Raw genomic sequence first — 21607 nt, forward strand, 5'->3', positions numbered from 1 at the left:
GGGGTTAGGTATGCGCTTTCGCGCGTTGGTTGCTGTCGTGGGGGTGTTGCTTGCGGCAATGACTGTCAATGCTCTGGCTGCTTCACAGGTGAAGAGTGTTCGCCTGTGGCGAGCGCCGGATAACACGCGACTGGTGTTCGACCTGTCTGGCCCGGTCCAGCACAGCGTCTTTACCCTGACGGCGCCTGATCGCCTGGTGATCGACATCAACGGCGCGACCCTGGCCGCGCCGTTGAAAGTGTCCACTGCCAATACCCCGATTACCGCCATGCGCTCGGCCCAGCGCACGCCGACTGATCTGCGTGTGGTGATCGACCTGAAAAAGGTCGTGACCCCGAAAAGCTTCTCCTTGGCGCCCAACGCCCAGTACGGCAACCGGTTGGTGGTCGACCTGTTCGACAATGCCGCCGATGCCAACCCGCCGCCTGCACCGCCTCCAAGCGTCGCGACTGTCCCGGCGGTGCCGGTCAACCCGTCGCAACCACAGGTCAAGCTGCCTCCGCCGCCACCGGCTCCCGCCGGCAAGCGTGACATTATCGTGGTGATCGACGCCGGTCACGGCGGCGAAGACCCCGGTGCCTCCGGCTCACGCGGCCAGCATGAAAAAGACGTGGTGCTGGCGATTGCCCGTGAACTGCAGCGCCAGATCAACGCGATGAAAGGCTACCGCGCTGAGCTGACCCGTACCGGCGACTACTTCATTCCGTTGCGCGGCCGTACCGAAATTGCCCGCAAGAAAGGCGCTGACCTGTTCGTATCGATCCATGCCGACGCCGCGCCTTCTACCGCAGCCTTTGGCGCCTCGGTGTTTGCCCTGTCGGATCGCGGCGCGACGTCTGAGACCGCCCGCTGGCTGGCCGACAGTGAAAACCGTTCCGACTTGATCGGCGGGGCGGGTAACGTCTCCCTTGATGACAAAGACAAAATGCTCGCCGGCGTACTGCTCGACTTGTCGATGACCGCTTCGCTGACGTCCAGCTTGAACGTGGGCCAGAAGGTCCTGAGTAACATCGGCCGGGTCACCTCGCTGCACAAACAGCGCGTGGAACAAGCAGGATTCATGGTGTTGAAGTCGCCGGATATCCCATCGATCCTGGTGGAGACCGGGTTTATCTCCAACTCCAACGAGGCCTCGAAGCTGGCCAGCGCCAGTCACCAGCAAGCGCTGGCGCGTTCCATCAGCGCCGGTGTGCGCCAGTTCTTCCAGCAGAATCCGCCACCGGGCACCTACATCGCCTGGCTGCGTGACTCCGGGAAAATCGCCCAAGGCCCGCGCGACCATCGCGTACAGCCCGGCGACACCCTGGCCATGCTGGCTGTGCGTTTCCAGGTGTCGGCCGCGACCTTGCGCAGCGCCAACAACCTGAAGACCGATGAATTGAAAGTCGGCCAGGTGTTGACCATCCCTGGCACCGAATTGGCGGCGCAGTAATGAGCGACTCGATCCTGGATAACGGCTCACGCATCGAACTGCTCAGCCCGCGCCTTGCCAACCAGATTGCGGCGGGCGAGGTGGTGGAGCGTCCGGCATCGGTGATCAAGGAGCTGCTGGAAAACAGCATCGACTCCGGCGCCAAGCGCATTGATGTCGACGTGGAGCAGGGCGGCGTCAAGCTGCTGCGCGTGCGTGATGATGGCAGCGGTATCTCGTCCGACGACCTGCCGCTGGCCCTGGCCCGTCACGCCACCAGCAAGATTCGCGACCTGGAAGACCTTGAGCGGGTGATGAGCCTGGGCTTTCGCGGTGAGGCCCTGGCGTCCATCAGCTCTGTGGCGCGCCTGACCCTGACGTCCCGCACCCGCAGCGCCGAGCAGGCCTGGCAAGTGGAAACCGAAGGTCGCGACATGGCGCCTCGGGTCCAGCCGGCAGCCCATCCCGTCGGTACGTCGGTGGAAGTGCGCGACCTGTTCTTCAACACCCCGGCGCGGCGCAAATTCCTCAAGGCCGAGAAAACCGAATTCGATCACCTGCAGGAAGTCATCAAGCGCCTGGCCCTGGCCCGCTTCGATGTGGCATTCCACCTGCGGCATAATGGCAAGACCATCCTCAGCCTGCACGAAGCCCACGATGACGCCGCGCGTGCTCGCCGGGTGTCAGCGATATGCGGGCCAGGTTTCCTGGAGCAGGCGCTGCCGATTGAAATCGAGCGCAATGGCCTGCGGCTGTGGGGTTGGGTCGGTTTGCCGACCTTCTCCCGCAGCCAGGCGGACTTGCAGTACTTCTTTGTGAACGGCCGTGCGGTGCGCGACAAACTGGTGGCCCACGCGGTGCGCCAGGCCTATCGCGACGTGCTTTTCAACGGGCGTCACCCGACGTTTGTGTTGTTCTTTGAGGTCGACCCGTCGGTGGTGGACGTCAACGTGCACCCGACCAAGCACGAAGTGCGCTTCCGTGATGGGCGCATGGTGCATGACTTCCTTTATGGCACCTTGCACCGCACCCTGGGTGATGTGCGTCCGGATGATCAGTTGTCTGCGCCTATTGTGACCGCAGTGGTCCGTCCGAGTGGTCCGGAAGCTGGCGAGTTCGGCCCTCAAGGCGAAATGAGCCTAGCGGCCAACCTGCTGCAATCGCCGCAGTCGCAACCTACCTATACCGCGCCGAACTCCGGCGCCGGCTCGGGTTATCAATACCAATACACGCCACGCCCTCAATCGGCGGTGCCGGTGGCCGAGGCCCAGGCGGCTTACCGTGAGTTTTTCGCGCCGCTGCCAGGTGCCGAAGCGGGCGCGCCTGTGGCTTTGCCAGAAGGTGGCGGGGATATTCCGCCGCTGGGCTACGCGTTGGCGCAGCTCAAGGGTATCTACATCCTGGCGGAAAACGCACATGGTCTGGTGCTGGTGGACATGCATGCCGCCCACGAGCGGATCATGTACGAACGCCTCAAGATCGCCATGGCCAGCGAAGGCCTCAGCGGCCAGCCGCTGCTGGTGCCGGAGTCCCTGGCCGTCAGTCAGCGTGAGGCCGATTGTGCCGAAGAGCACCACGGCGTGTTCCAGAAGCTAGGCTTTGAGTTGCAGCGCCTGGGCCCGGAAACCCTGGCCATCCGCCAGATTCCCGCGCTGCTCAAGCAGGCCGAGGCCAACCGCCTGGTCGCCGACGTGCTGGCGGACCTGATGGAATACGGCACCAGTGACCGTATCCAGGCGCACATCAACGAGTTGCTCGGCACCATGGCCTGCCACGGCGCCATCCGCGCCAATCGCCGCCTGGCCCTGCCGGAAATGAACGGCCTGCTGCGCGACATGGAAAACACCGAGCGCAGCGGGCAATGCAACCATGGCCGACCGACCTGGACCCAGATGGGCCTGGACGATCTGGACAAACTGTTCTTGCGCGGCCGTTGATGAGTGCCTTGCCCCCCGCGATCTTCCTGATGGGCCCCACGGCCGCCGGCAAGACCGACCTGGCCATCGAGCTGACCAAAGTGCTGCCGTGCGAGCTGATCAGTGTCGACTCTGCCCTGGTTTACCGGGACATGGACATCGGCACGGCCAAGCCTTCCAAGGAGCTGTTGGCCCAATACCCGCATAAGCTGATCGACATCATCGATCCGTCGCAGAGCTATTCTGCCGCGGATTTTCGCACCGATGCCCTGGCGGCCATGGCCGATATCACCGCGCGGGGCAATATTCCGCTGCTGGTGGGCGGCACGATGCTCTATTACAAGGCTTTGCAGGAAGGTCTGGCGGATATGCCGCCGGCCGATGCCCAGGTGCGCGCCGAGCTTGAAGAAGAGGCTCTACGCCTTGGCTGGCAAGCCTTGCACGACCAGTTGGCCTCCGTGGACCCGGTGTCCGCCGCGCGCATTCACCCCAATGACCCGCAGCGCCTCACTCGCGCCCTGGAAGTCTGGCGCGTGAGCGGGCAGACCATGACTGAACATCGCCTGAAACAAAGTGCGCAAAGTGCTGACGCAGGCGCATCTGGCGCGTCACAATTGCCCTATACTGTGGCGAATCTGGCCATCGCTCCGGCAAATCGCCAGGTGCTGCATGATCGAATTGCACAAAGATTCACAATTATGTTGGAACAGGGGTTTGTGGACGAGGTCGTAGCTCTGCGTTCCAGAGGTGACCTGCATCCAGGGTTACCTTCGATACGTGCTGTAGGCTACCGCCAAGTCTGGGATCATCTGGATGGCAAGCTGACGTCAGCCGAAATGCAGGAACGCGGCATCATTGCCACGCGCCAGTTGGCGAAACGCCAGTTCACCTGGTTGCGCAGCTGGAGCGATTTGCACTGGCTGGACAGCCTGGACAGCGACAATCTGTCACGCGCCTTGAAATACTTGGGAACGGTCTCCATATTGAGCTGAGTCCTTGCAATTGCCGTCTATCCTTGGGGGTGTGACGGCCATAAGCTATCTATTTTCCGATTTTTTATTATTGATCCTTAAAGGAGTGCGGCACATGTCAAAAGGGCATTCGCTACAAGACCCTTACTTGAATACTTTACGTAAAGAGAAAGTGGGGGTTTCCATCTACCTGGTCAACGGTATCAAGCTGCAAGGCACGATCGAGTCGTTCGACCAGTTCGTGATCCTGCTGAAAAACACCGTCAGCCAGATGGTCTACAAGCACGCTATCTCGACAGTCGTTCCTGTTCGTCCAATCCGTCTGCCTAGCGCAGCCGGTGATGAAGCAGCTGACGCTGAGCCAGGTAACGCCTGATAGGAGTCTCCTTTGTTCTTTGAGCGCCACGGTGGTGGTGAGCGGGTCATTCTCGTTCACTTGGATGGACAGGACCCTGAGGCGCGCGAAGATCCGCAGGAGTTTCAGGAGTTGGCAAATTCGGCCGGCGCCGAGACCGTTGCGTTTTTTAACGTGCCGCGTCATCGGCCAACCGCCAAATTCCTGATTGGCAGCGGCAAGGTCGAGGAACTGCGCGACCTGGTCCATGCCGAAGAAGCCGATCTGGTGATCTTTAATCACGTCCTCACGCCCAGTCAGGAACGTAACCTCGAACGTGTCTTCGAGTGTCGCGTGATCGACCGTACCGGTCTGATTCTCGATATTTTTGCCCAGCGCGCCCGTACCCATGAAGGCAAGCTCCAGGTTGAACTGGCCCAGCTTGACCACATGAGCACCCGCCTGGTCCGCGGCTGGACTCACCTTGAGCGTCAAGGTGGCGGCATCGGCATGCGCGGTCCGGGTGAAACCCAGCTCGAAACCGACCGACGCCTGTTGCGGGTTCGCCTGCGCCAGATCAAGGGTCGTCTCGAGAAAGTGCGCAGCCAGCGTGAGCAATCGCGCCGTGGGCGTACCCGCGCGGATATCCCGACCGTGTCCCTGGTGGGCTATACCAACGCCGGCAAATCCACACTCTTCAATAATGTGACGAAATCGGACGTGTACGCGGCCGACCAACTGTTCGCCACCCTCGACCCGACCTTGCGCCGTCTGGATCTGGACGACCTGGGGCCGATTGTCCTGGCCGACACCGTGGGTTTCATTCGTCACTTGCCGCACAAGCTGGTCGAGGCATTTCGGTCTACGCTCGAAGAGTCGAGCAATTCCGACCTGCTGTTGCACGTGATCGATGCGGCTGAACCGGATCGCATGTTGCAGATTGAACAGGTGATGCTGGTGCTGGGCGAGATTGGTGCCCAGGACTTGCCGATCCTCGAGGTCTATAACAAACTCGATTTGCTTGAAGGCGTTGAGCCACAAATCCAGCGCGATGAGAACGGCAAGCCCCAGCGGGTCTGGCTGTCGGCGCGTGATGGCAGTGGTCTTGAGTTGCTTGAACAGGCCATTGCCGAGTTGCTCGGCGGCGATTTGTTCGTTGGCACCTTGCGCTTGCCCCAGCGTTTTGCTCGACTGCGTGCACAGTTTTTCGAGTTGGGCGCGGTACAGAAAGAAGAACACGACGAAGAAGGTGTCAGCTTGCTGGCCGTTCGATTGCCGCGCTCGGAGCTCAATCGGCTGGTCAGCCGTGAGGGCGTTGTACCGACAGAGTTCATCGAACAACACACTTTGCAATAAAAGCCTCCTAAAGCGGTTGTGCCGCAGTGGCAGGCATTCTGTAGCATTGGTCGGCGCGCCGTGGGTGCGTCTTTGCTTTATCAGATGGAGAGCGCTATGGCTTGGAATGAGCCGGGTGGCAACTCGAATAATCAGGATCCTTGGGGTGGTAAACGCCGCAATAATGGCGACCGCAAGGGGCCACCAGATCTCGACGAGGCCTTCCGAAAGCTGCAGGAAAGCCTGAATGGGTTGTTCGGTGGTGGAAAAAAACGTGGTGGTGACGACGGCGGTCGCACAAGCAAGGGCGGCGGCTATGGCCTGCTGGGCCTGGGTCTTGTCGTGCTGGCGGCCGTATGGCTATACAGCGCCGTCTACGTGGTGGACGAGCAGGAGCAAGCCGTGGTGCTGCGCTTCGGCAAGTACTACGAGACAGTCGGCCCTGGCCTGAACATCTACTTCCCGCCGATCGACAAGAAGTACATGGAAAACGTCACGCGTGAGCGTGCCTACACCAAGCAGGGCCAGATGCTGACCGAAGACGAGAACATCGTCGAAGTGCCGCTGACCGTGCAGTACAAGATCAGCAACCTGCAGGACTTCGTGCTGAACGTTGATCAGCCGGAAATCAGCCTGCAACACGCTACCGAAAGTGCCCTGCGCCACGTCGTCGGTTCGACCGCGATGGACCAGGTGCTGACCGAAGGTCGTGAATTGATGGCCAGCGAGATCAAGGAGCGCCTGCAGCGGTTCCTCGATACCTATCGCACCGGTATCACCGTTACCCAGGTGAACGTACAGAGCGCAGCCGCACCGCGTGAAGTGCAGGAAGCCTTCGATGACGTGATCCGTGCCCGTGAAGACGAGCAGCGTTCGCGCAACCAGGCTGAAACCTACGCCAACGGCGTCGTGCCGGAAGCCCGTGGTCAGGCCCAGCGCATCCTAGAGGATGCCAACGGTTACCGCGACGAAGTGGTCTCCCGCGCCAAGGGTGAGGCGGATCGCTTTACCAAGCTGGTCGCCGAGTACCGCAAGGCGCCGGAAGTCACGCGTGAGCGTCTGTACCTGGACACCATGCAGGAAGTCTTCAGCAACACCAGCAAGGTTCTCGTGACCGGCAGCAAAGGTGGGCAGAACAACCTGCTGTACCTGCCGCTGGACAAGATGATCGAAGGTGGTCGTAGCAGCACCAGCGCACCGTCCACCGGTTCCAATGCCGCTGCCAACGAAGCGAGCGCCCGTGCGGCCGCTGACTTGCTGCAACAGCAAACACGTACCAGGGAGAGTCGTTGATGAGCAATAAATCGCTGACCGCCCTGATTGTGGGCGTCGTCGTGGTCATCGCTGCCTGGAACTGCTTCTACATTGTGGCTCAGACCGAGCGTGCGGTGCTGCTGCAATTCGGTCGCGTGGTCCAGGCGGATGTCCAGCCGGGCCTGCATGTGAAAGTCCCCTACGTCAACCAGGTGCGCAAGTTCGACGCCCGCCTGATGACCCTGGATGCACCGACACAGCGCTTCCTGACCCTGGAAAAGAAAGCCGTGATGGTTGACGCCTACGCCAAGTGGCGCGTCAAGGATGCCGAGCGCTTCTACACCGCGACCTCCGGCCTCAAGCAGATTGCTGACGAGCGTTTGTCGCGCCGTCTGGAATCGGGCCTGCGTGACCAGTTTGGTAAGCGCACCCTGCACGAGGTGGTATCCGGTGAGCGTGACGCGCTGATGGCTGACATCACGCGTTCGCTGAACACGATGGCAGAGAAAGAACTGGGCATTGAAGTGGTTGATGTCCGGGTCAAGGCGATCGACCTGCCGAAGGAAGTGAACCGCAGCGTGTTCGAGCGTATGAGCACCGAGCGTGAGCGTGAAGCCCGTGAGCACCGCGCCAAGGGTAACGAGCTGGCAGAAGGTATCCGTGCAGATGCCGATCGTCAGCGCCGTGTACTGCTGGCCGAAGCCTATCGCGAGTCTGAAGAGGCCCGTGGTGATGGCGATGCTCAAGCTGCGGCGATCTATGCCAAGGCCTACGGCCAGGACCAGGAGTTCTACGCGTTCTACCGTAGCCTGCGCGCCTACCGTGAAAGCTTCGCGAACAAAACCGACGTCATGGTGCTGGACCCAAGCAGCGACTTCTTCCGCTACCTGGAAAAGTCCAAGTAACCAGCCTGTGATTCTGTAGGTTTCACTCCCGTCGGGCGGCTAAAACGCCTGGCGGGGTGATCCTTTCAGAAAACGGGTGTATGATGCGGCAGCCGGGAAATTCCCGGCTTTTTTGCGTCTGCATGTTTGATTCGGCAGGCGTGACAGGTTTTTCGAGGAAAGTGCCCGACGAGGCCGATTACAGGCCGTTCGTCACGTCGCTCTTGCGCGTGGTTTATGCAGGGGGCGGGTATTTTCTGCTTCACTCAAGGCTCGGCCGAGGGCTGGCCGCCCGGATCAAAGGGGAATGGCGTAATGGCAACGGTAGACCGCTGGCTGCTGCCAGATGGCATCGAAGAAGTACTGCCACCAGAAGCTGCGCGCATCGAAGTAGCGCGTCGCCAGGTGTTGGATCTGTTCCAGAGCTGGGGTTACGAGTTTGTCGTGACCCCCCATATCGAGTACCTGGAATCCCTGCTGACCGGCGCGGGCCAGGACCTGGATCTGCGCACCTTCAAGGTCATCGACCCGCAATCGGGCCGGCAAATGGGTTTCCGTGCCGACATCACGCCGCAAGTGGCGCGCATCGATGCGCACACCCTGCGTCGCGAAGGTCCGAGCCGCCTGTGCTACGCCGGCAGCGTGCTGCATGCACAGCCGCGTGCGTTGTCGTCGTCCCGCAGCCCGATCCAGCTGGGCGCCGAGTTGTACGGCGATGCGAGCCCGAGCAGCGACGTTGAAGTGATCAGCCTGATGCTGGCCATGCTGCAACTGGCTGATGTGCCGGATGTCCACATGGACCTGGGCCACGTCGGTATCTACCGTGGCCTGGCCCGTGCGGCTGGTTTGTCTGGTGAAGTGGAACAACAGCTGTTCGATGCCCTGCAACGCAAGGCCATCGATGAGGTGATTGCTCTGACCGCGGGCGTGCCTGCCGACCTGGCTGACATGCTGCGTGCACTGGTCAACCTGTGCGGCGGCCGTGAAGTGCTGGTGGCTGCCCGCGAGCGCCTGGCCAATGCGCCGGCGCCGGTACTGGCTGCACTGAACGACGTACTGGCGATTGCCGAGCAGTTGTCGGCGCGCTTCCCGGAGCTGCCGCTGTACTTTGATCTGGGTGAGCTGCGCGGCTACCACTACCACACTGGTGTGGTGTTCGCCGTCTTTGTACCGGGCGTTGGCCAAGCCATCGCCCAAGGTGGTCGTTATGACGATATCGGCGCCGACTTCGGTCGTGCGCGTCCGGCCACTGGATTCTCCACCGATTTGAAAACCCTGGTGACCCTGGGGCGTGCTGAGGTCGAGCTGCCGTCTGGTGGCATCTGGATGCCCGACAGTACGGACGCAGCACTCTGGCAGCAGGTTTGCCAGTTGCGCAGTGAGGGTCAGCGTGTCGTCCAGGCTTTGCCTGGGCAGCCATTGGCCGCCGCCCGTGAAGCGGACTGCGACCGGCAATTGATTCTGCAGAACGGGCTTTGGCAAGTATCGCCACTGGCTTCTTGAGTTTTCCTGCCGGCCATCGCCGGCACCAAGTTTGCGCGAATGAGGACAAGTGTTATGGGTAAGAATGTCGTAGTCCTGGGCACCCAATGGGGTGATGAGGGCAAAGGCAAGATCGTTGATCTGCTGACCGAACATGCTGCCGCCGTAGTGCGCTACCAAGGTGGCCACAACGCTGGCCACACCCTGGTCATCGATGGCGAAAAAACCGTCTTGCACCTGATCCCGTCGGGCGTTCTGCGCGAAGGCGTGCAGTGCCTGATCGGCAACGGCGTGGTGGTTGCACCTGACGCCCTGCTGCGTGAGATCACCAAGCTGGAAGAGAAAGGCGTACCGGTGCGCGAGCGCCTGCGTATCAGCCCGTCCTGCCCGCTGATCCTGTCCTTCCACGTTGCGCTGGACCAGGCCCGTGAAAAGGCCCGTGGCGAGCTGAAGATCGGTACCACCGGTCGCGGCATCGGCCCAGCGTACGAAGACAAGGTTGCACGCCGTGGCCTGCGTGTGGGCGACCTGCTCAACATGCCGCGCTTTGAAGACAAGCTGCGTGAATTGGTGGATTACCACAACTTCATGCTGGTCGGTTACTACAAAGAGCCAGCCATCGAGTTCGAGAAAACCCTGGCCGAGTGCAAGGAATACGCTGAGCTGCTCAAGCCGCTGATGCTGGACGTGACCGCCGAGCTGCACGACCTGCGTCGCGCTGGCAAAGACATCATGTTCGAAGGCGCCCAAGGCTCCCTGCTGGACATCGACCACGGTACCTACCCGTACGTGACCAGCTCCAACACCACCGCGGGTGGCGTTGCGACCGGTTCCGGCGTTGGCCCGATGTTCCTGGACTACATCCTGGGCATCACCAAGGCTTACACCACTCGCGTAGGTTCGGGTCCGTTCCCGACTGAGCTGTTCGACGACGTCGGCGCTCACCTGGCCAAGCAAGGTCACGAATTCGGCGCGACCACCGGCCGTGCTCGTCGTTGTGGCTGGTTCGACGCCGTTATCCTGCGTCGCGCTATCGATGTGAACAGCATCTCGGGCATCTGCCTGACCAAGCTGGACGTACTCGACGGCCTGGAAACCATCAACATCTGCATCGGCTACAAAGATGCCGAAGGCAAGGACGTTGCTCCGACCGACGCCGACAGCTACGTGGGCCTGCAGCCTGTGTACGAAGAAGTGCCGGGCTGGACCGAATCGACCGTGGGCGCCAAGACCCTGGAAGAGCTGCCGGCTAACGCCCGTGCCTACATCAAACGTGTCGAAGAGCTGATCGGTGCGCCGATTGACATTATTTCGACAGGTCCGGACCGCAACGAAACCATCGTTCTGCGTCACCCGTTCGCTTAATAAGCTGTTGATGTAAAAAGCAAAGGGCTCCTTCGGGAGCCCTTTGTCGTTTCTGTCGCCTGGGCGGCACGACCCTTGCTTTGGTTCTTTCTTTCGCGGTGCTATCAAATTAATGGCACCCGTGGTGGAGGGATTCCCGATGTCTGCCGTTCTCTCATTGTTACAAAGCCGTCTGTTGCGGCCGGTGTTCGTTACCCTAGGTATCGCCCTTTTGGTGCAAGTGCTGGTGGCCGTCGCCCTGACGCGAAGCACCGTCACCGCGCTGGAGGCTGATTTGGGCAATCGCCTGGGTATCGACAGCCAGAAACTGTCGGGTGAATTGGCCCAGGCCGGTAAAGAAGTCACGTCCAGCCTGGACAGCTTGTCGACCAGTACCCGTCAGCGTCTGACAACGGGGCTTTCAACCCGCCTGCAGGAAGAGCAGAAGCAGCTGCGTGCGACCCTGGAAAAAGACCTGAAAGACTCCGCCAATGACATGGCGCAACTGCTGGCCTCGGTGGCGCCCCGCGCTATGTGGGACAGCGACGTGCCGACGCTGTCGGAGTTCGCCCGGCGTGCCCAGCGTAATCCCAACGTGCTGTTCGTGGTCTATGACGACGCGGCGGGTGAGCATCTGACCCGCTACCTCAACCGTGAAAACCCGATCAACCAGGCGCTGTTGGAAAAGGGCAAGGGTGACCGCGCCCTGGATAAGGTGTTGGATGCGGCCAAAGATGATCCTTCGGTGTTCTATGTCGAGGCGTCCATTAGCCCCAACGGCGTGGAGATCGGCAAGGTGCGCATGGGGGTTTCCACGGCCGCAGTGGAGGCTGATCTGGCCGCGCTGGATAAGCGTTTCGCCGCACTGATCGCCAGCGGTGACCAACTGGTGGGCGACAGCCTCAAGGGGGCGGCGGCCGATAGCGCTGCCGCCATGGGCGCGCGCCTGCAATCCGCGCAAGCCACCGCCACCCAAATGACGGCCAACACCACCAGCGCCGTCCAGGACGCCGCCGGCACCTTGCGCTGGCGCATCGGCATGGGCTTGGCGCTGGTCGGTTTGGGCGTGTTGCTGTTGATCGCCATCGTGTTGGGCCGTCGCGTGGTCAATCGTTTGAAGTTGCTGATTGCTGCCATGGATGACTTGGCGGCGGGCGAGGGTGATCTCACCAAGCGCGTGCAAATCAGCAGCAAGGATGAAATCGGCGACATGGCTTCGGCGGTCAATCGCTTTGTGGATAAGTTGCAGCCCATCGTGCGCGAGGCGGGGGATGTGGCCCAGCGCACCTGCGTGGAAATCGGCGCGATGACCCTGCGCAATGCCGGTGCTGACGCTGCGGCCGGTTTACAGCGCGATGAAGTGGCCGAGAGCTTGCGCGCACTGTCGCAGATGGCCGACGAGGCGCAAGCCGAGAGCCATGCGATGCAGGCGGCGTTGCAGCAGGTGGTGGATATTCGCCAGGCCACGGATGAGAACTCGCGGACCTCGGCTGAGGTCGGCAGTTTGATCGAGGCGCTGGCGGGCCAAGTACAAGCGGGCTCCACGGTTATCGAGCGCTTGGCCCAGCAAAGCCAGCAGATCGAGGTGGTGCTGACCGTGATTCATGGCATTGCCGAGCAAACCAATTTGCTCGCCCTCAACGCCGCAATCGAGGCGGCGCGTGCGGGTGAGACCGGTCGCGGCTTTGCGGTGGTGGCGGATGAAGTGCGTGCGCTGGCGAGCAAGACCCAAAGCTCCACCGGCGATATCCAGGCGCATATCGTGGCGTTGCAGCAGGGCGCGCGGGAGGCGGTGGAAACCATCGGCAAGGCCGGGCGTCAGGCTAATGAAGGTTTGCTGGTGCTGCGTGACAGCGTGCGCTTGCAGCAGACGGTGCAGGCCTCGGTGGAGCAGGTGCATGCGGCGATTGGCTTGGCGACACGCGCGGCCGAGCATCAAGCGCAGGGTGCCCATGCGGTGCGGGGTAGGGTCGAGGTGATCCATGCCCAGGCCGAACGTGCCGCCCAGGCGGTGGTGGAGACCACCGCCAGTGGCAAGGTGCTGGATGGGCTGGCGGCGCAGTTGAAGGCGAGCCTGGGGCAGTTCAGGGCTTAGCGTCGTCAGTGCTGGCCCCTTCGCGAGCAAGCCCGCTCCCACATTTGGAATGCATTTCAAAATGTGGGAGCGGGCTTGCTCGCGAAAACGATCTTAACGGCTCAGATACATCCGAGTCGTTAGCAGATAAACCGGCAACCCCGACACCAAAATCAACAGCGCCGCATATGGCGCTGCAGCCGCGAATTCAACATTCGAGGTATGCGCCCACACCGCCGTCGCCAAGGTATTCAGCCCCGTTGGGCTCAGCAGCAGCGTCGCCGTCAATTCCTTCATCGCATCCAGAAACACCAGCGCAAACGCCGCCCCCAATGCCGGGAAGATAATCGGCAATGTCACCCTGCAAAACGCACCGAACGATGAAGCCCCCAACGTGCGTGCAGCCTCTTCAAGCTGCGGCGCAGCCTTGTTCAGCGCGGTACGGATCGGCGCCTGGGCCAGCGGCAAAAACAGCAGCGCATAAGCAATCAACAGCAATGCCGAGGTCTGGTACAGCGCCGGCACATAGTGCAGGGCGAAGTACACCAGCGTCAGCGCAATCACCAAGCCGGGCAGGGCGTGCAGCAGATACGGCAGGCGTTCGGCCCAGATCGCCAACTGGCCTTTGTAGCGCACCACCAGCAACCCGACCGGCACCGCCAGTACCAGGCAAAGCGCGGCGCCGCCCAGGGACAGTGCCAATGAAGACAGCAGCGCCTCACCGATTTCTGCTACTGGGAAAGCGGCAGAAGATCCCACCGCCAACCAATAACCGAGCATCCCCAGCGGAATCCCGCTGCCGATGATCGCCAGCGCCAGGCAATACACTTGGCCCAACGGCGCCCATTGACCCAGTCGAACCTGCTCCGCATGCCGCGCCGCGCCCTGGCCAATACGCACATGCCGGCCCTTGCCGCGCACGCGCAACTCCAGCCACAGCAGCGTCAGGCACATCAACAGCAACACCGCCGAGAGCATCGCGGCATTCGCATTGCTGAACTCGAGCTCGAACTGTTGGTAGATGGCGGTGGTAAAGGTCTGCAAACCGATGATCGACAGCGCGCCGAACTCCACCAGCATATGCAGTGCGATCAACAATGCCCCGGCCAGCAGCGAAGGCCACAGCAGCGGCAAAGTGATGCGAAAGAACACGCCCCAGCGATTCAGCCCCAGGGTGCGGGCCGACTCTTCCAGGGAGGGATCAAGATTGCGCAGGGTCGCTGCCACCGGCAAAAAAACCAGCGGGTATTTCGACAGGCTCATCACCAGGATCGCCCCGCCAAGCCCTTCGAAACTGGCGCTCAGCGATACCCAGGTAAAGCTGCTGACAAACGCCGGTACCGCAAACGGCAGGCACAGGATCACGCCCCAGATGCGTCGCCCTGGCAGATTGCTGCGCTCCAGCAGCCAGGCCAGGGATAGGCCGATCGCGCCACACGTCACCGTCACCCCGATCATCAGCGCCATGGTATTGCGCAGCAACCCGAACACATAAGGCCGCCAGAGCAGGTGCACCGCCTCCGCCCAACCGGCTTGCCACGCCTTGAGCCCGACATAGGCCAGCGGCAGCAAGCTCAAGCTGACCAGCAACAGTACGGGCAGCAACAACCAGATCGACGGGCGCTTGCGCCTAGGGCTGAACCCCCCGCGCAGGGCGGGGGCGGGTAGCGATGGGTTCATCAGTTCAAGCCAACGTCACGTTCCAGATCCAAGGCTTCTTCGGCGTTGCCCAGGTCGGCGGGGGTGACTTTCGGCGGTTGCAGTTCGCTGAAAGGCTTGAGGCCACGGTTGGATTCCATGCCTTTGCGCAGCGGGTATTCGGCCGAGGTGTTGGTGATGACGCGCTGGCCTTCTTCACTGGCCATGAACGCCAGCAGTTGCTGGGCTTCTTTCGGATGCTTGCTGGATTTCAGCGCCGCCGCCGAAGACACGGTGATCAAGCCACCGGCATCGCCATCGGTGAAGTAATGCAGTTGGGAGTCCAGGTTGGTTTTTTCTTTCTTCAGGGCGAACCAGTAGTAGTTGTTCACCAGTACGGTGGCCACTTCGCCATTTTCAACGGCTTTGAGGGCGACCATGTTGTTGCTGTACACCTTGCCGAAGGCGCGCAGGCCGGTCAGCCATTCTTCGGCGGCTTCACGCCCGTGCAGCTTGATGATCGCCACGGCCTGTTCCTGGAACGCGCCGCTGGTGGGCACAAAGCCGACCTTGCCTTGCCACTCGGGGCCGGCGAAATCCAGCACCGATTTCGGCAGGTCTTTTTCCGCGATCAATTTAGGATTGAACGCCACGACGCGGGTGCGTGCGGTCACGCCCATCCAGTCGCCGTTGGCGCCGACGTAATCCTTGGGCAATACGTCGAGGGTGCTGGCGTCGATCTTGGCCAGCAGGCCTTGCTCGCCGAGTTTGTTCAGGGGTGGCGATTCTTCGGTGTAGATCACGTCGGCAGGCGAGCGGTCGCCTTCTTCCACGACCTGGCTGGCGAGCTGATTGCTGCTGCCTTTGCGCACGTTGACGTGAATGCCGGTCTTGGCTTCGAAGGCTTTGGCGAGTTCATCGCCGACTTCTTTGTGCTGGCCGTTGTACAGGGTCAGGGAAACCTTGTTGGCGGAGTAGGCGGTGGGCGAGAGCAGGGTCAGGCCGAGTAGAGTGATGGTCAGGCCACGCAGAAGGGATGTCTTGAGATGGGTATCGCGGATCATCATCCGGGTTGTTCCTCACTTGTATGCAACAAATACTTACAAGGATAAACGATAAAGTTTCTCAGGTGCGGGCGAGGGGGGAAATCGCTGGGAAAGTTTCCGAGATGAGGTTTTTAAAGCCCGGAAACGAAAAAACCCGCTTTCGCGGGTTTGATCTGAATTTGGTGCCCAGGAGAAGACTCGAACTTCCACGACCTTGCGATCACCAGCACCTGAAGCTGGCGTGTCTACCAATTTCACCACCTGGGCATTATCAGCAGCGCTTGCGCTGTTGATGGGACGAACTATACGGAGGGCTTTTTGATCTGTAAACCCCTGATTCGAAAAAATAAATCAAGTTTTCCGTTAAAAATCAAAGACCTGAAACGAAAAAACCCGCTTTCGCGGGTTTGATCTGAATTTGGTGCCCAGGAGAAGACTCGAACTTCCACGACCTTGCGATCACCAGCACCTGAAGCTGGCGTGTCTACCAATTTCACCACCTGGGCAGCATCAACAACGTTGCCGTCGTCGATGGCGCGCACTATACGGAGGGGATTTTAAGCTGTAAAGCCCTGCCACGAAAAAAGCCTGGAAAATTTCGCCAATGGTCGTGCAAGGTGCCTGCCGGGGGCTGCAAAGGGCTTTAAAAGGCTTGTTGGCGTCTGAAATTTCCCGTTTCAATACGCGTATGCCAAACTAACCCGCATATAGACAAGGTGAAAACTCTCTAATGGCCGATTGGCAGTCCCTCGATCCCGAGGCCGCTCGTGAAGCGGAAAAATATGAAAACCCTATTCCTAGCCGCGAACTGATCCTGGCGCATCTCGCCGATCGGGGTTCGCCTGCTAGCCGTGAGCAGTTGGTTGAAGAATTCGGTCTGACCACCGAAGACCAGCTCGAAGCCCTGCGCCGCCGTTTGCGTGCCATGGAACGTGATGCTCAACTGATCTACACCCGCCGTGGTACTTACGCGCCTGTGGATAAGCTCGACCTGATCCTGGGCCGCATTGCCGGCCACCGTGATGGTTTCGGCTTCCTGATCCCCGACGACGGCAGCGATGACCTGTTCATGAGCCCGGCGCAAATGCGCCTGGTGTTCGATGGCGACCGTGCCCTGGCGCGCGTTTCCGGCCTGGACCGTCGCGGTCGCCGTGAAGGCGTGATCGTCGAAGTGGTGTCCCGTGCCCACGAGTCCATCGTCGGCCGTTACTTCGAAGAAGGCGGCATCGGCTTTGTGGTGCCGGATAACCCGAAGGTCCAGCAGGAAGTGCTGATCACTCCGGGCCGTAATGGCGCCGCCAAAGTCGGTCAGTTCGTCGAGGTGAAGATCACCCACTGGCCAACGGCACGCTTCCAGCCCCAGGGCGATATCGTTGAAGTGGTCGGCAACTACATGGCGCCGGGCATGGAAATCGACGTTGCGCTGCGCACCTACGATATTCCCCACGTCTGGCCTGAGGCTGTGCTCAAAGAAGCCGGCAAGCTCAAGCCTGAAGTGGAAGAGAAAGACAAAGAAAAACGCATCGACCTGCGCCATCTGCCGTTCGTCACCATCGACGGCGAAGATGCCCGCGACTTCGACGATGCGGTCTACTGCGAAGCCAAGCCAGGCAAGCTGCGCCTGTTCTCCGGTGGCTGGAAGTTGTACGTCGCGATTGCCGACGTGTCCAGCTACGTGAAGATCGGTTCGGCCCTGGATAACGAAGCCCAGGTGCGCGGCAACTCCGTGTACTTCCCTGAGCGCGTGATCCCGATGCTGCCCGAGCAGCTGTCCAACGGCCTGTGCTCCCTGAACCCGAAAGTCGACCGTTTGGCCATGGTGTGCGAGATGACCATCTCGAAAACCGGCGAAATGACTGACTACCAGTTCTACGAAGCGGTGATCCATTCCCAGGCGCGCCTGACCTACAACAAGGTCAGCACTATCCTGGAAACGCCGAAGACCAGCGAAGCCAAGGCCCTGCGTAGCGAATACGCTGGCGTGGTGCCGCACCTCAAGCAGCTCTATGCGCTGTACAAGGTGTTGCTGGGCGCTCGTCACGTACGTGGCGCGATCGACTTTGAAACCCAGGAAACCCGGATTGTCTTCGGTTCCGAGCGCAAGATCGCCGCAATCACCCCGACCACGCGTAACGATGCGCACAAGCTGATCGAGGAATGCATGCTGGCCGCCAACGTGGCCACCGCTGAATTCCTGAAGAAGCATGAAATTCCAGCGTTGTATCGCGTGCACGACGGCCCGCCGCCGGAGCGTCTGGAGAAGCTGCGTGCATTCCTCGGCGAGCTCGGCCTGTCCCTGCACAAAGGCAAGGACGGCCCGACGCCGAAGGACTACCAGGCTCTGCTCGCCAGCATCAAGGACCGTCCGGATTACCATGTGATCCAGACCGTCATGCTGCGCTCGCTGAGCCAAGCGGTGTACAGCGCTGACAACCAGGGCCACTTCGGCCTGAATTACGAGGCGTACACCCACTTCACCTCGCCGATTCGCCGTTACCCGGACCTGCTCACGCACCGCGCGATCCGCAGCGTGATCCACTCCAAGCAGAACACCCCGCACGTCAAGCGCGCCGGTGCCATGACCATTCCGAAAGCACGGATCTATCCGTACGACGAAGCGGCCCTGGAACAGCTGGGCGAACAGTGCTCCATGAGCGAGCGCCGCGCCGACGAAGCCACCCGCGACGTGGTGAACTGGCTCAAGTGCGAGTTCATGAAAGACCGCGTAGGCGAGACTTTCCCTGGTGTGATCACTGCCGTGACCGGCTTTGGTCTGTTTGTCGAGCTGACCGACATCTACGTCGAAGGCCTGGTGCACGTCACCGCGTTGCCGGGTGACTACTACCACTTCGACCCTGTGCACCACCGCCTGGCGGGCGAGCGCACCGGTCGCAGCTTCCGTTTGGGCGATACCGTGGAAGTGCAGGTCATGCGCGTCGACCTCGACGAGCGCAAGATCGACTTCGGCATGTCCGACAAGCCAGCCGAATCGCCGGGCAGCCGTAAAAAACGCGGCAGCGAACCGACCAGCAAAGGCAAGGCAGCACCTGCTAAAGCAGCGACCGCCGAGCCTGCACCTGCCAAGGCCGGTCGTCGTCCGTCCGCGAAGGAAAAGGCCCCCGAAGCCTACCGCCCAAGCGATGCGGCGGCGAAAAACGCCGAGCTGCGCAAGAGCCGCGAGTTGAAGCAGCAGTTGCTCAACGAAGCCAAAAGCGGTGGTAAAGCGGCGTCTGGGGGAAAGTCCCGCGGGGCGGAAAGTCCGTCGAGCAAGCCAAGTAAACACCGTAAAGGCCCGCCAAAAGCGGGTTCGGGCCCTGCCAAGAGTGGCGGGTCGCGCAAACCTAAGGCCAAGTCATGAGTCTGGAAAAAATCTACGGCGTGCACGCCGTAGAAGCACTGCTGCGTCACCACCCTAAACGCGTCAAGCAAGTGTGGTTGGCCGAAGGCCGCAGCGAGCCGCGCGTGCAAGCGCTGGTTGAGTTGGCGACCCAAAACAAGGTTGCCATCGGCCAGGCCGAGCGTCGCGAAATGGACGTGTGGGTCGAAGGCGTCCACCAGGGCGTCGTGGCGGACGTCAGCCCGAGCCAGGTCTGGGGCGAGGCGATGCTCGACGAGCTGCTTGATCGCACCGAAGGCGCGCCGTTGCTGCTGGTGCTGGACGGCGTGACCGATCCGCACAACCTCGGCGCCTGCCTGCGTTCGGCAGATGCTGCCGGTGCGCTGGCGGTGATCGTGCCTAAAGACAAGTCCGCGACCCTGACGCCGGTCGTGCGTAAGGTCGCCTGCGGCGCGGCGGAAGTGATTCCTTTGGTGGCTGTGACCAACCTGGCGCGCACTCTGGAGAAACTCCAGCAGCGCGGCCTGTGGGTTGTGGGCACGGCAGGCGAGGCCGAGGTCAGCATTTATGACCAGGACCTCACCGGCCCAACCATCCTGATCATGGGCGCCGAGGGCAAAGGCATGCGTCGCCTGACCCGCGAACACTGCGATTACCTGGTCCATCTGCCGATGGCTGGTAGCGTCAGCAGCCTCAACGTGTCGGTTGCCACCGGCGTGTGCCTGTTTGAAGCCCAGCGCCAGCGTGGCGCCAAGGCCAAATCGAAGAAATGATCCACCCGCAGTGATTGGTGATTGTTCAAATAATCACCAATCACCTTGCACGCTTCCTCCCCCTTCTCTACAATTGCGCCCCTTGCCTTCCTGGCGGGCACCGATGTGCCTCCCTGCGGCAAGATCCATAAGTGTCATTCACTCCTTGTCTGACCGTTTTTGAGCGGCAGGCTACAACCCGTAAGGAGCATTCATGCGTCATTACGAAATCATCTTTTTGGTCCACCCGGATCAAAGCGAGCAAGTCGGCGGCATGGTTGAGCGTTACACCAAGCTGATCGAAGAAGACGGCGGCAAAATCCACCGTCTGGAAGATTGGGGCCGTCGTCAACTGGCCTACGCAATCAACAATGTTCACAAGGCTCACTACGTGATGCTGAACGTTGAGTGCACTGGCAAGGCCCTGGCCGAGCTGGAAGACAACTTCCGCTACAACGATGCTGTGATCCGTAACCTGGTCATCCGTCGCGAAGAAGCCGTTACCGGCCAATCCGAGATGCTCAAGGCTGAAGAAAACCGCAGTGAGCGCCGTGAGCGTCGCGACCGTCCTGAGCACGAAGGCGCTGATAGCGCTGATAGTGATGACAGCGACAACAGCGATAACGCTGACGAGTAATCCACGGACCTTTTAAGGAGCCTATCAAATGGCACGTTTCTTCCGTCGTCGTAAATTCTGCCGCTTCACCGCTGAAGACGTGAAAGAGATCGATTACAAAGATCTCAACACTCTGAAAGCCTACGTATCCGAGACCGGCAAAATCGTTCCAAGCCGTATCACCGGTACCAAAGCACGTTATCAGCGTCAGCTGGCCACCGCTATCAAGCGCGCCCGCTTCCTGGCCCTGCTGGCCTACACCGACAGCCACGGCCGCTGAGACCGGGCAGTCGACAAGTAGTAAGGGATTGAATGCATGCGCGCCTTAGCTGAGTTCATCATGCGCGGTCGTGTGCAGGCCACTCTCGTAGTGGCTGGATGTGCAGCATTGCCGTTGTTGTATTGGTTGGCTGCTGCCGCTGGGTGCCTTGTGCTCCTGCGGCGCGGTTTGCAGGATGCCCTGGGTATCCTGGCCCTGGGAGTCGTGGCCGCCTTGATCTGGTGGCTGCAACTGGGCGAACCCAAAGTGCTTCTGGTGCTGCTGGGGTCGTCGAGCCTTGCGTTGGTTTTGCGCGCAAGTGAGTCCTGGGTCCGCACGCTGCTGGTCAGCGTGGCATTGGGGTTGGTGTTTTCGGTGTTGATTGACGCGGCTTTCCGCCCGCAAATCGAGGTACTGTCGCAAGAGATCGCCAAGATCCTGCCGATGGCCCTCGGGGAACTCTACCAGCAGCTGTCGGTAGAAGAGCGAGCGCGACTGGCAACACTGATTGCACCGGCCCTGATCGGCCTGATGGCGGTAATGATGCAGATCGTCAGTTTGCTGAGCCTGATGCTTGGGCGATATTGGCAGGCGTTGTTGTACAACCCGGGTGGTTTTGGTCGCGAATTTCGCAGTATCAGAATCCCCGTGGGCCCGGCGATGTTGCTGCTGGCACTCATGATGGTCGGACCGTACTTCGGTTCACAAGCCACCCTGCTAGTGCTGTTTTGCAGCGTACCGCTGGTGTTTTCCGGACTGGCCCTGATTCACGGGCTGGTCGCGCAGAAGCGCCTGGCCAAGTTCTGGCTGGTGGGGATGTACGTAACGATGCTGGTGTTCATGCAACTGATCTATCCGTTACTCGTGGTTTTGGCCATTGTCGACGGCCTGATTGATTTTCGCGGTCGTCTGGCGCCGAAAGACGCCGATAACGCGAACGGTGAAGGTTAAAAG

17 protein-coding genes and 2 tRNA genes are annotated in these 21607 nt (G+C 60.9%); 15 read left to right on the forward strand and 4 right to left on the reverse strand.

Annotated features, from left to right (window positions below; genetic code table 11):
• Positions 1 to 10: 10 nt before the first annotated feature.
• The 10 genes from AYR47_RS09775 to AYR47_RS09820 all read left to right on the forward strand — a co-directional run bounded on the left by AYR47_RS09775 (position 11) and on the right by AYR47_RS09820 (position 13026).
• Positions 11 to 1432 carry an N-acetylmuramoyl-L-alanine amidase gene (locus AYR47_RS09775; protein WP_033898464.1) on the forward strand — a complete coding sequence of 474 codons (1422 nt, stop codon included), beginning with the start codon at positions 11 to 13 and terminating at the stop codon, positions 1430 to 1432.
• A complete protein-coding gene (gene mutL, locus AYR47_RS09780) occupies positions 1432 to 3348 on the forward strand; it encodes a DNA mismatch repair endonuclease MutL (protein ID WP_033898463.1) in 1917 nt (638 codons plus the stop codon). The genes AYR47_RS09775 and mutL overlap by 1 nt, the downstream gene beginning before the upstream one ends.
• Positions 3348 to 4319: a tRNA (adenosine(37)-N6)-dimethylallyltransferase MiaA gene (gene miaA / locus AYR47_RS09785; protein WP_061435084.1), complete on the forward strand. Its 972-nt coding sequence runs from the start codon at positions 3348 to 3350 to the stop codon at positions 4317 to 4319. Before mutL ends, miaA begins: the two co-directional genes overlap by 1 nt.
• A gap of 94 nt (positions 4320 to 4413) precedes the next feature.
• Positions 4414 to 4674 carry an RNA chaperone Hfq gene (hfq, locus tag AYR47_RS09790; RefSeq protein ID WP_016976904.1) on the forward strand — a complete coding sequence of 87 codons (261 nt, stop codon included), beginning with the start codon at positions 4414 to 4416 and terminating at the stop codon, positions 4672 to 4674.
• A gap of 12 nt (positions 4675 to 4686) precedes the next feature.
• On the forward strand, positions 4687 to 5988 hold the full coding sequence (gene hflX / locus AYR47_RS09795; RefSeq protein ID WP_016976905.1) for a ribosome rescue GTPase HflX: 1302 nt from the start codon (positions 4687 to 4689) through the stop codon (positions 5986 to 5988).
• 96 nt (positions 5989 to 6084) lie between these two features.
• Complete coding sequence (gene hflK / locus AYR47_RS09800; RefSeq protein ID WP_028615515.1) at positions 6085 to 7260, forward strand: FtsH protease activity modulator HflK; 1176 nt, start codon at positions 6085 to 6087, stop codon at positions 7258 to 7260.
• Positions 7260 to 8126, forward strand: coding sequence for a protease modulator HflC (gene hflC / locus AYR47_RS09805; RefSeq protein ID WP_010213607.1), 867 nt, complete (start codon positions 7260 to 7262; stop codon positions 8124 to 8126). The genes hflK and hflC overlap by 1 nt, the downstream gene beginning before the upstream one ends.
• A 294-nt stretch (positions 8127 to 8420) precedes the next feature.
• Complete coding sequence (locus tag AYR47_RS09810; RefSeq protein WP_033898460.1) at positions 8421 to 9608, forward strand: ATP phosphoribosyltransferase regulatory subunit; 1188 nt, start codon at positions 8421 to 8423, stop codon at positions 9606 to 9608.
• Between the two features lie 54 nt (positions 9609 to 9662).
• Entirely contained in the window at positions 9663 to 10952 is a 1290-nt protein-coding gene (locus AYR47_RS09815; RefSeq protein WP_003217505.1) for an adenylosuccinate synthase, read from the forward strand.
• 139 nt (positions 10953 to 11091) lie between these two features.
• The gene (locus AYR47_RS09820) at positions 11092 to 13026 is read left to right on the forward strand and encodes a methyl-accepting chemotaxis protein (protein ID WP_061435085.1); all 1935 of its coding nucleotides are present in this window, start codon (positions 11092 to 11094) and stop codon (positions 13024 to 13026) included.
• 93 nt (positions 13027 to 13119) lie between these two features.
• Here AYR47_RS09820 and AYR47_RS09825 read toward each other — a convergent pair whose 3' ends face one another.
• The 4 genes from AYR47_RS09825 to AYR47_RS09840 all read right to left on the reverse strand — a co-directional run bounded on the left by AYR47_RS09825 (position 13120) and on the right by AYR47_RS09840 (position 16195).
• Positions 13120 to 14685: an ABC transporter permease gene (locus tag AYR47_RS09825; RefSeq protein ID WP_061435087.1), complete on the reverse strand. Its 1566-nt coding sequence runs from the start codon at positions 14683 to 14685 to the stop codon at positions 13120 to 13122.
• A complete protein-coding gene (locus AYR47_RS09830; protein WP_033898457.1) occupies positions 14685 to 15710 on the reverse strand; it encodes an iron ABC transporter substrate-binding protein in 1026 nt (341 codons plus the stop codon). Before AYR47_RS09830 ends, AYR47_RS09825 begins: the two co-directional genes overlap by 1 nt.
• A 159-nt stretch (positions 15711 to 15869) precedes the next feature.
• Positions 15870 to 15956 (reverse strand) — tRNA-Leu (locus tag AYR47_RS09835).
• A 152-nt stretch (positions 15957 to 16108) separates the two neighbouring features.
• A tRNA-Leu gene (locus tag AYR47_RS09840) sits at positions 16109 to 16195 on the reverse strand.
• Positions 16196 to 16419: 224 nt separating this feature from the next.
• Here AYR47_RS09840 and rnr point away from each other — a divergent pair.
• The 5 genes from rnr (at position 16420) to AYR47_RS09865 (ending at position 21604) form a co-directional block, all read left to right on the forward strand.
• Positions 16420 to 19047, forward strand: coding sequence for a ribonuclease R (gene rnr, locus AYR47_RS09845; RefSeq protein WP_033897406.1), 2628 nt, complete (start codon positions 16420 to 16422; stop codon positions 19045 to 19047).
• Positions 19044 to 19799, forward strand: coding sequence for a 23S rRNA (guanosine(2251)-2'-O)-methyltransferase RlmB (rlmB, locus tag AYR47_RS09850; RefSeq protein WP_017734971.1), 756 nt, complete (start codon positions 19044 to 19046; stop codon positions 19797 to 19799). The genes rnr and rlmB overlap by 4 nt, the downstream gene beginning before the upstream one ends.
• Before the next feature lie 193 nt (positions 19800 to 19992).
• Positions 19993 to 20415, forward strand: a complete 423-nt coding sequence (rpsF, locus tag AYR47_RS09855; protein WP_003236224.1) for a 30S ribosomal protein S6 — start codon at positions 19993 to 19995, stop codon at positions 20413 to 20415.
• Positions 20416 to 20443: 28 nt separating this feature from the next.
• Positions 20444 to 20674, forward strand: coding sequence for a 30S ribosomal protein S18 (gene rpsR, locus AYR47_RS09860; protein WP_002551829.1), 231 nt, complete (start codon positions 20444 to 20446; stop codon positions 20672 to 20674).
• Between the two features lie 36 nt (positions 20675 to 20710).
• Positions 20711 to 21604 carry a hypothetical protein gene (locus AYR47_RS09865; protein ID WP_033897405.1) on the forward strand — a complete coding sequence of 298 codons (894 nt, stop codon included), beginning with the start codon at positions 20711 to 20713 and terminating at the stop codon, positions 21602 to 21604.
• The last annotated feature ends 3 nt before the right edge of the window (positions 21605 to 21607 follow it).

The sequence above is a fragment of the Pseudomonas azotoformans genome (assembly GCF_001579805.1).
GTDB classification, from domain to species: Bacteria; Pseudomonadota; Gammaproteobacteria; order Pseudomonadales; family Pseudomonadaceae; genus Aquipseudomonas; species Aquipseudomonas azotoformans_A.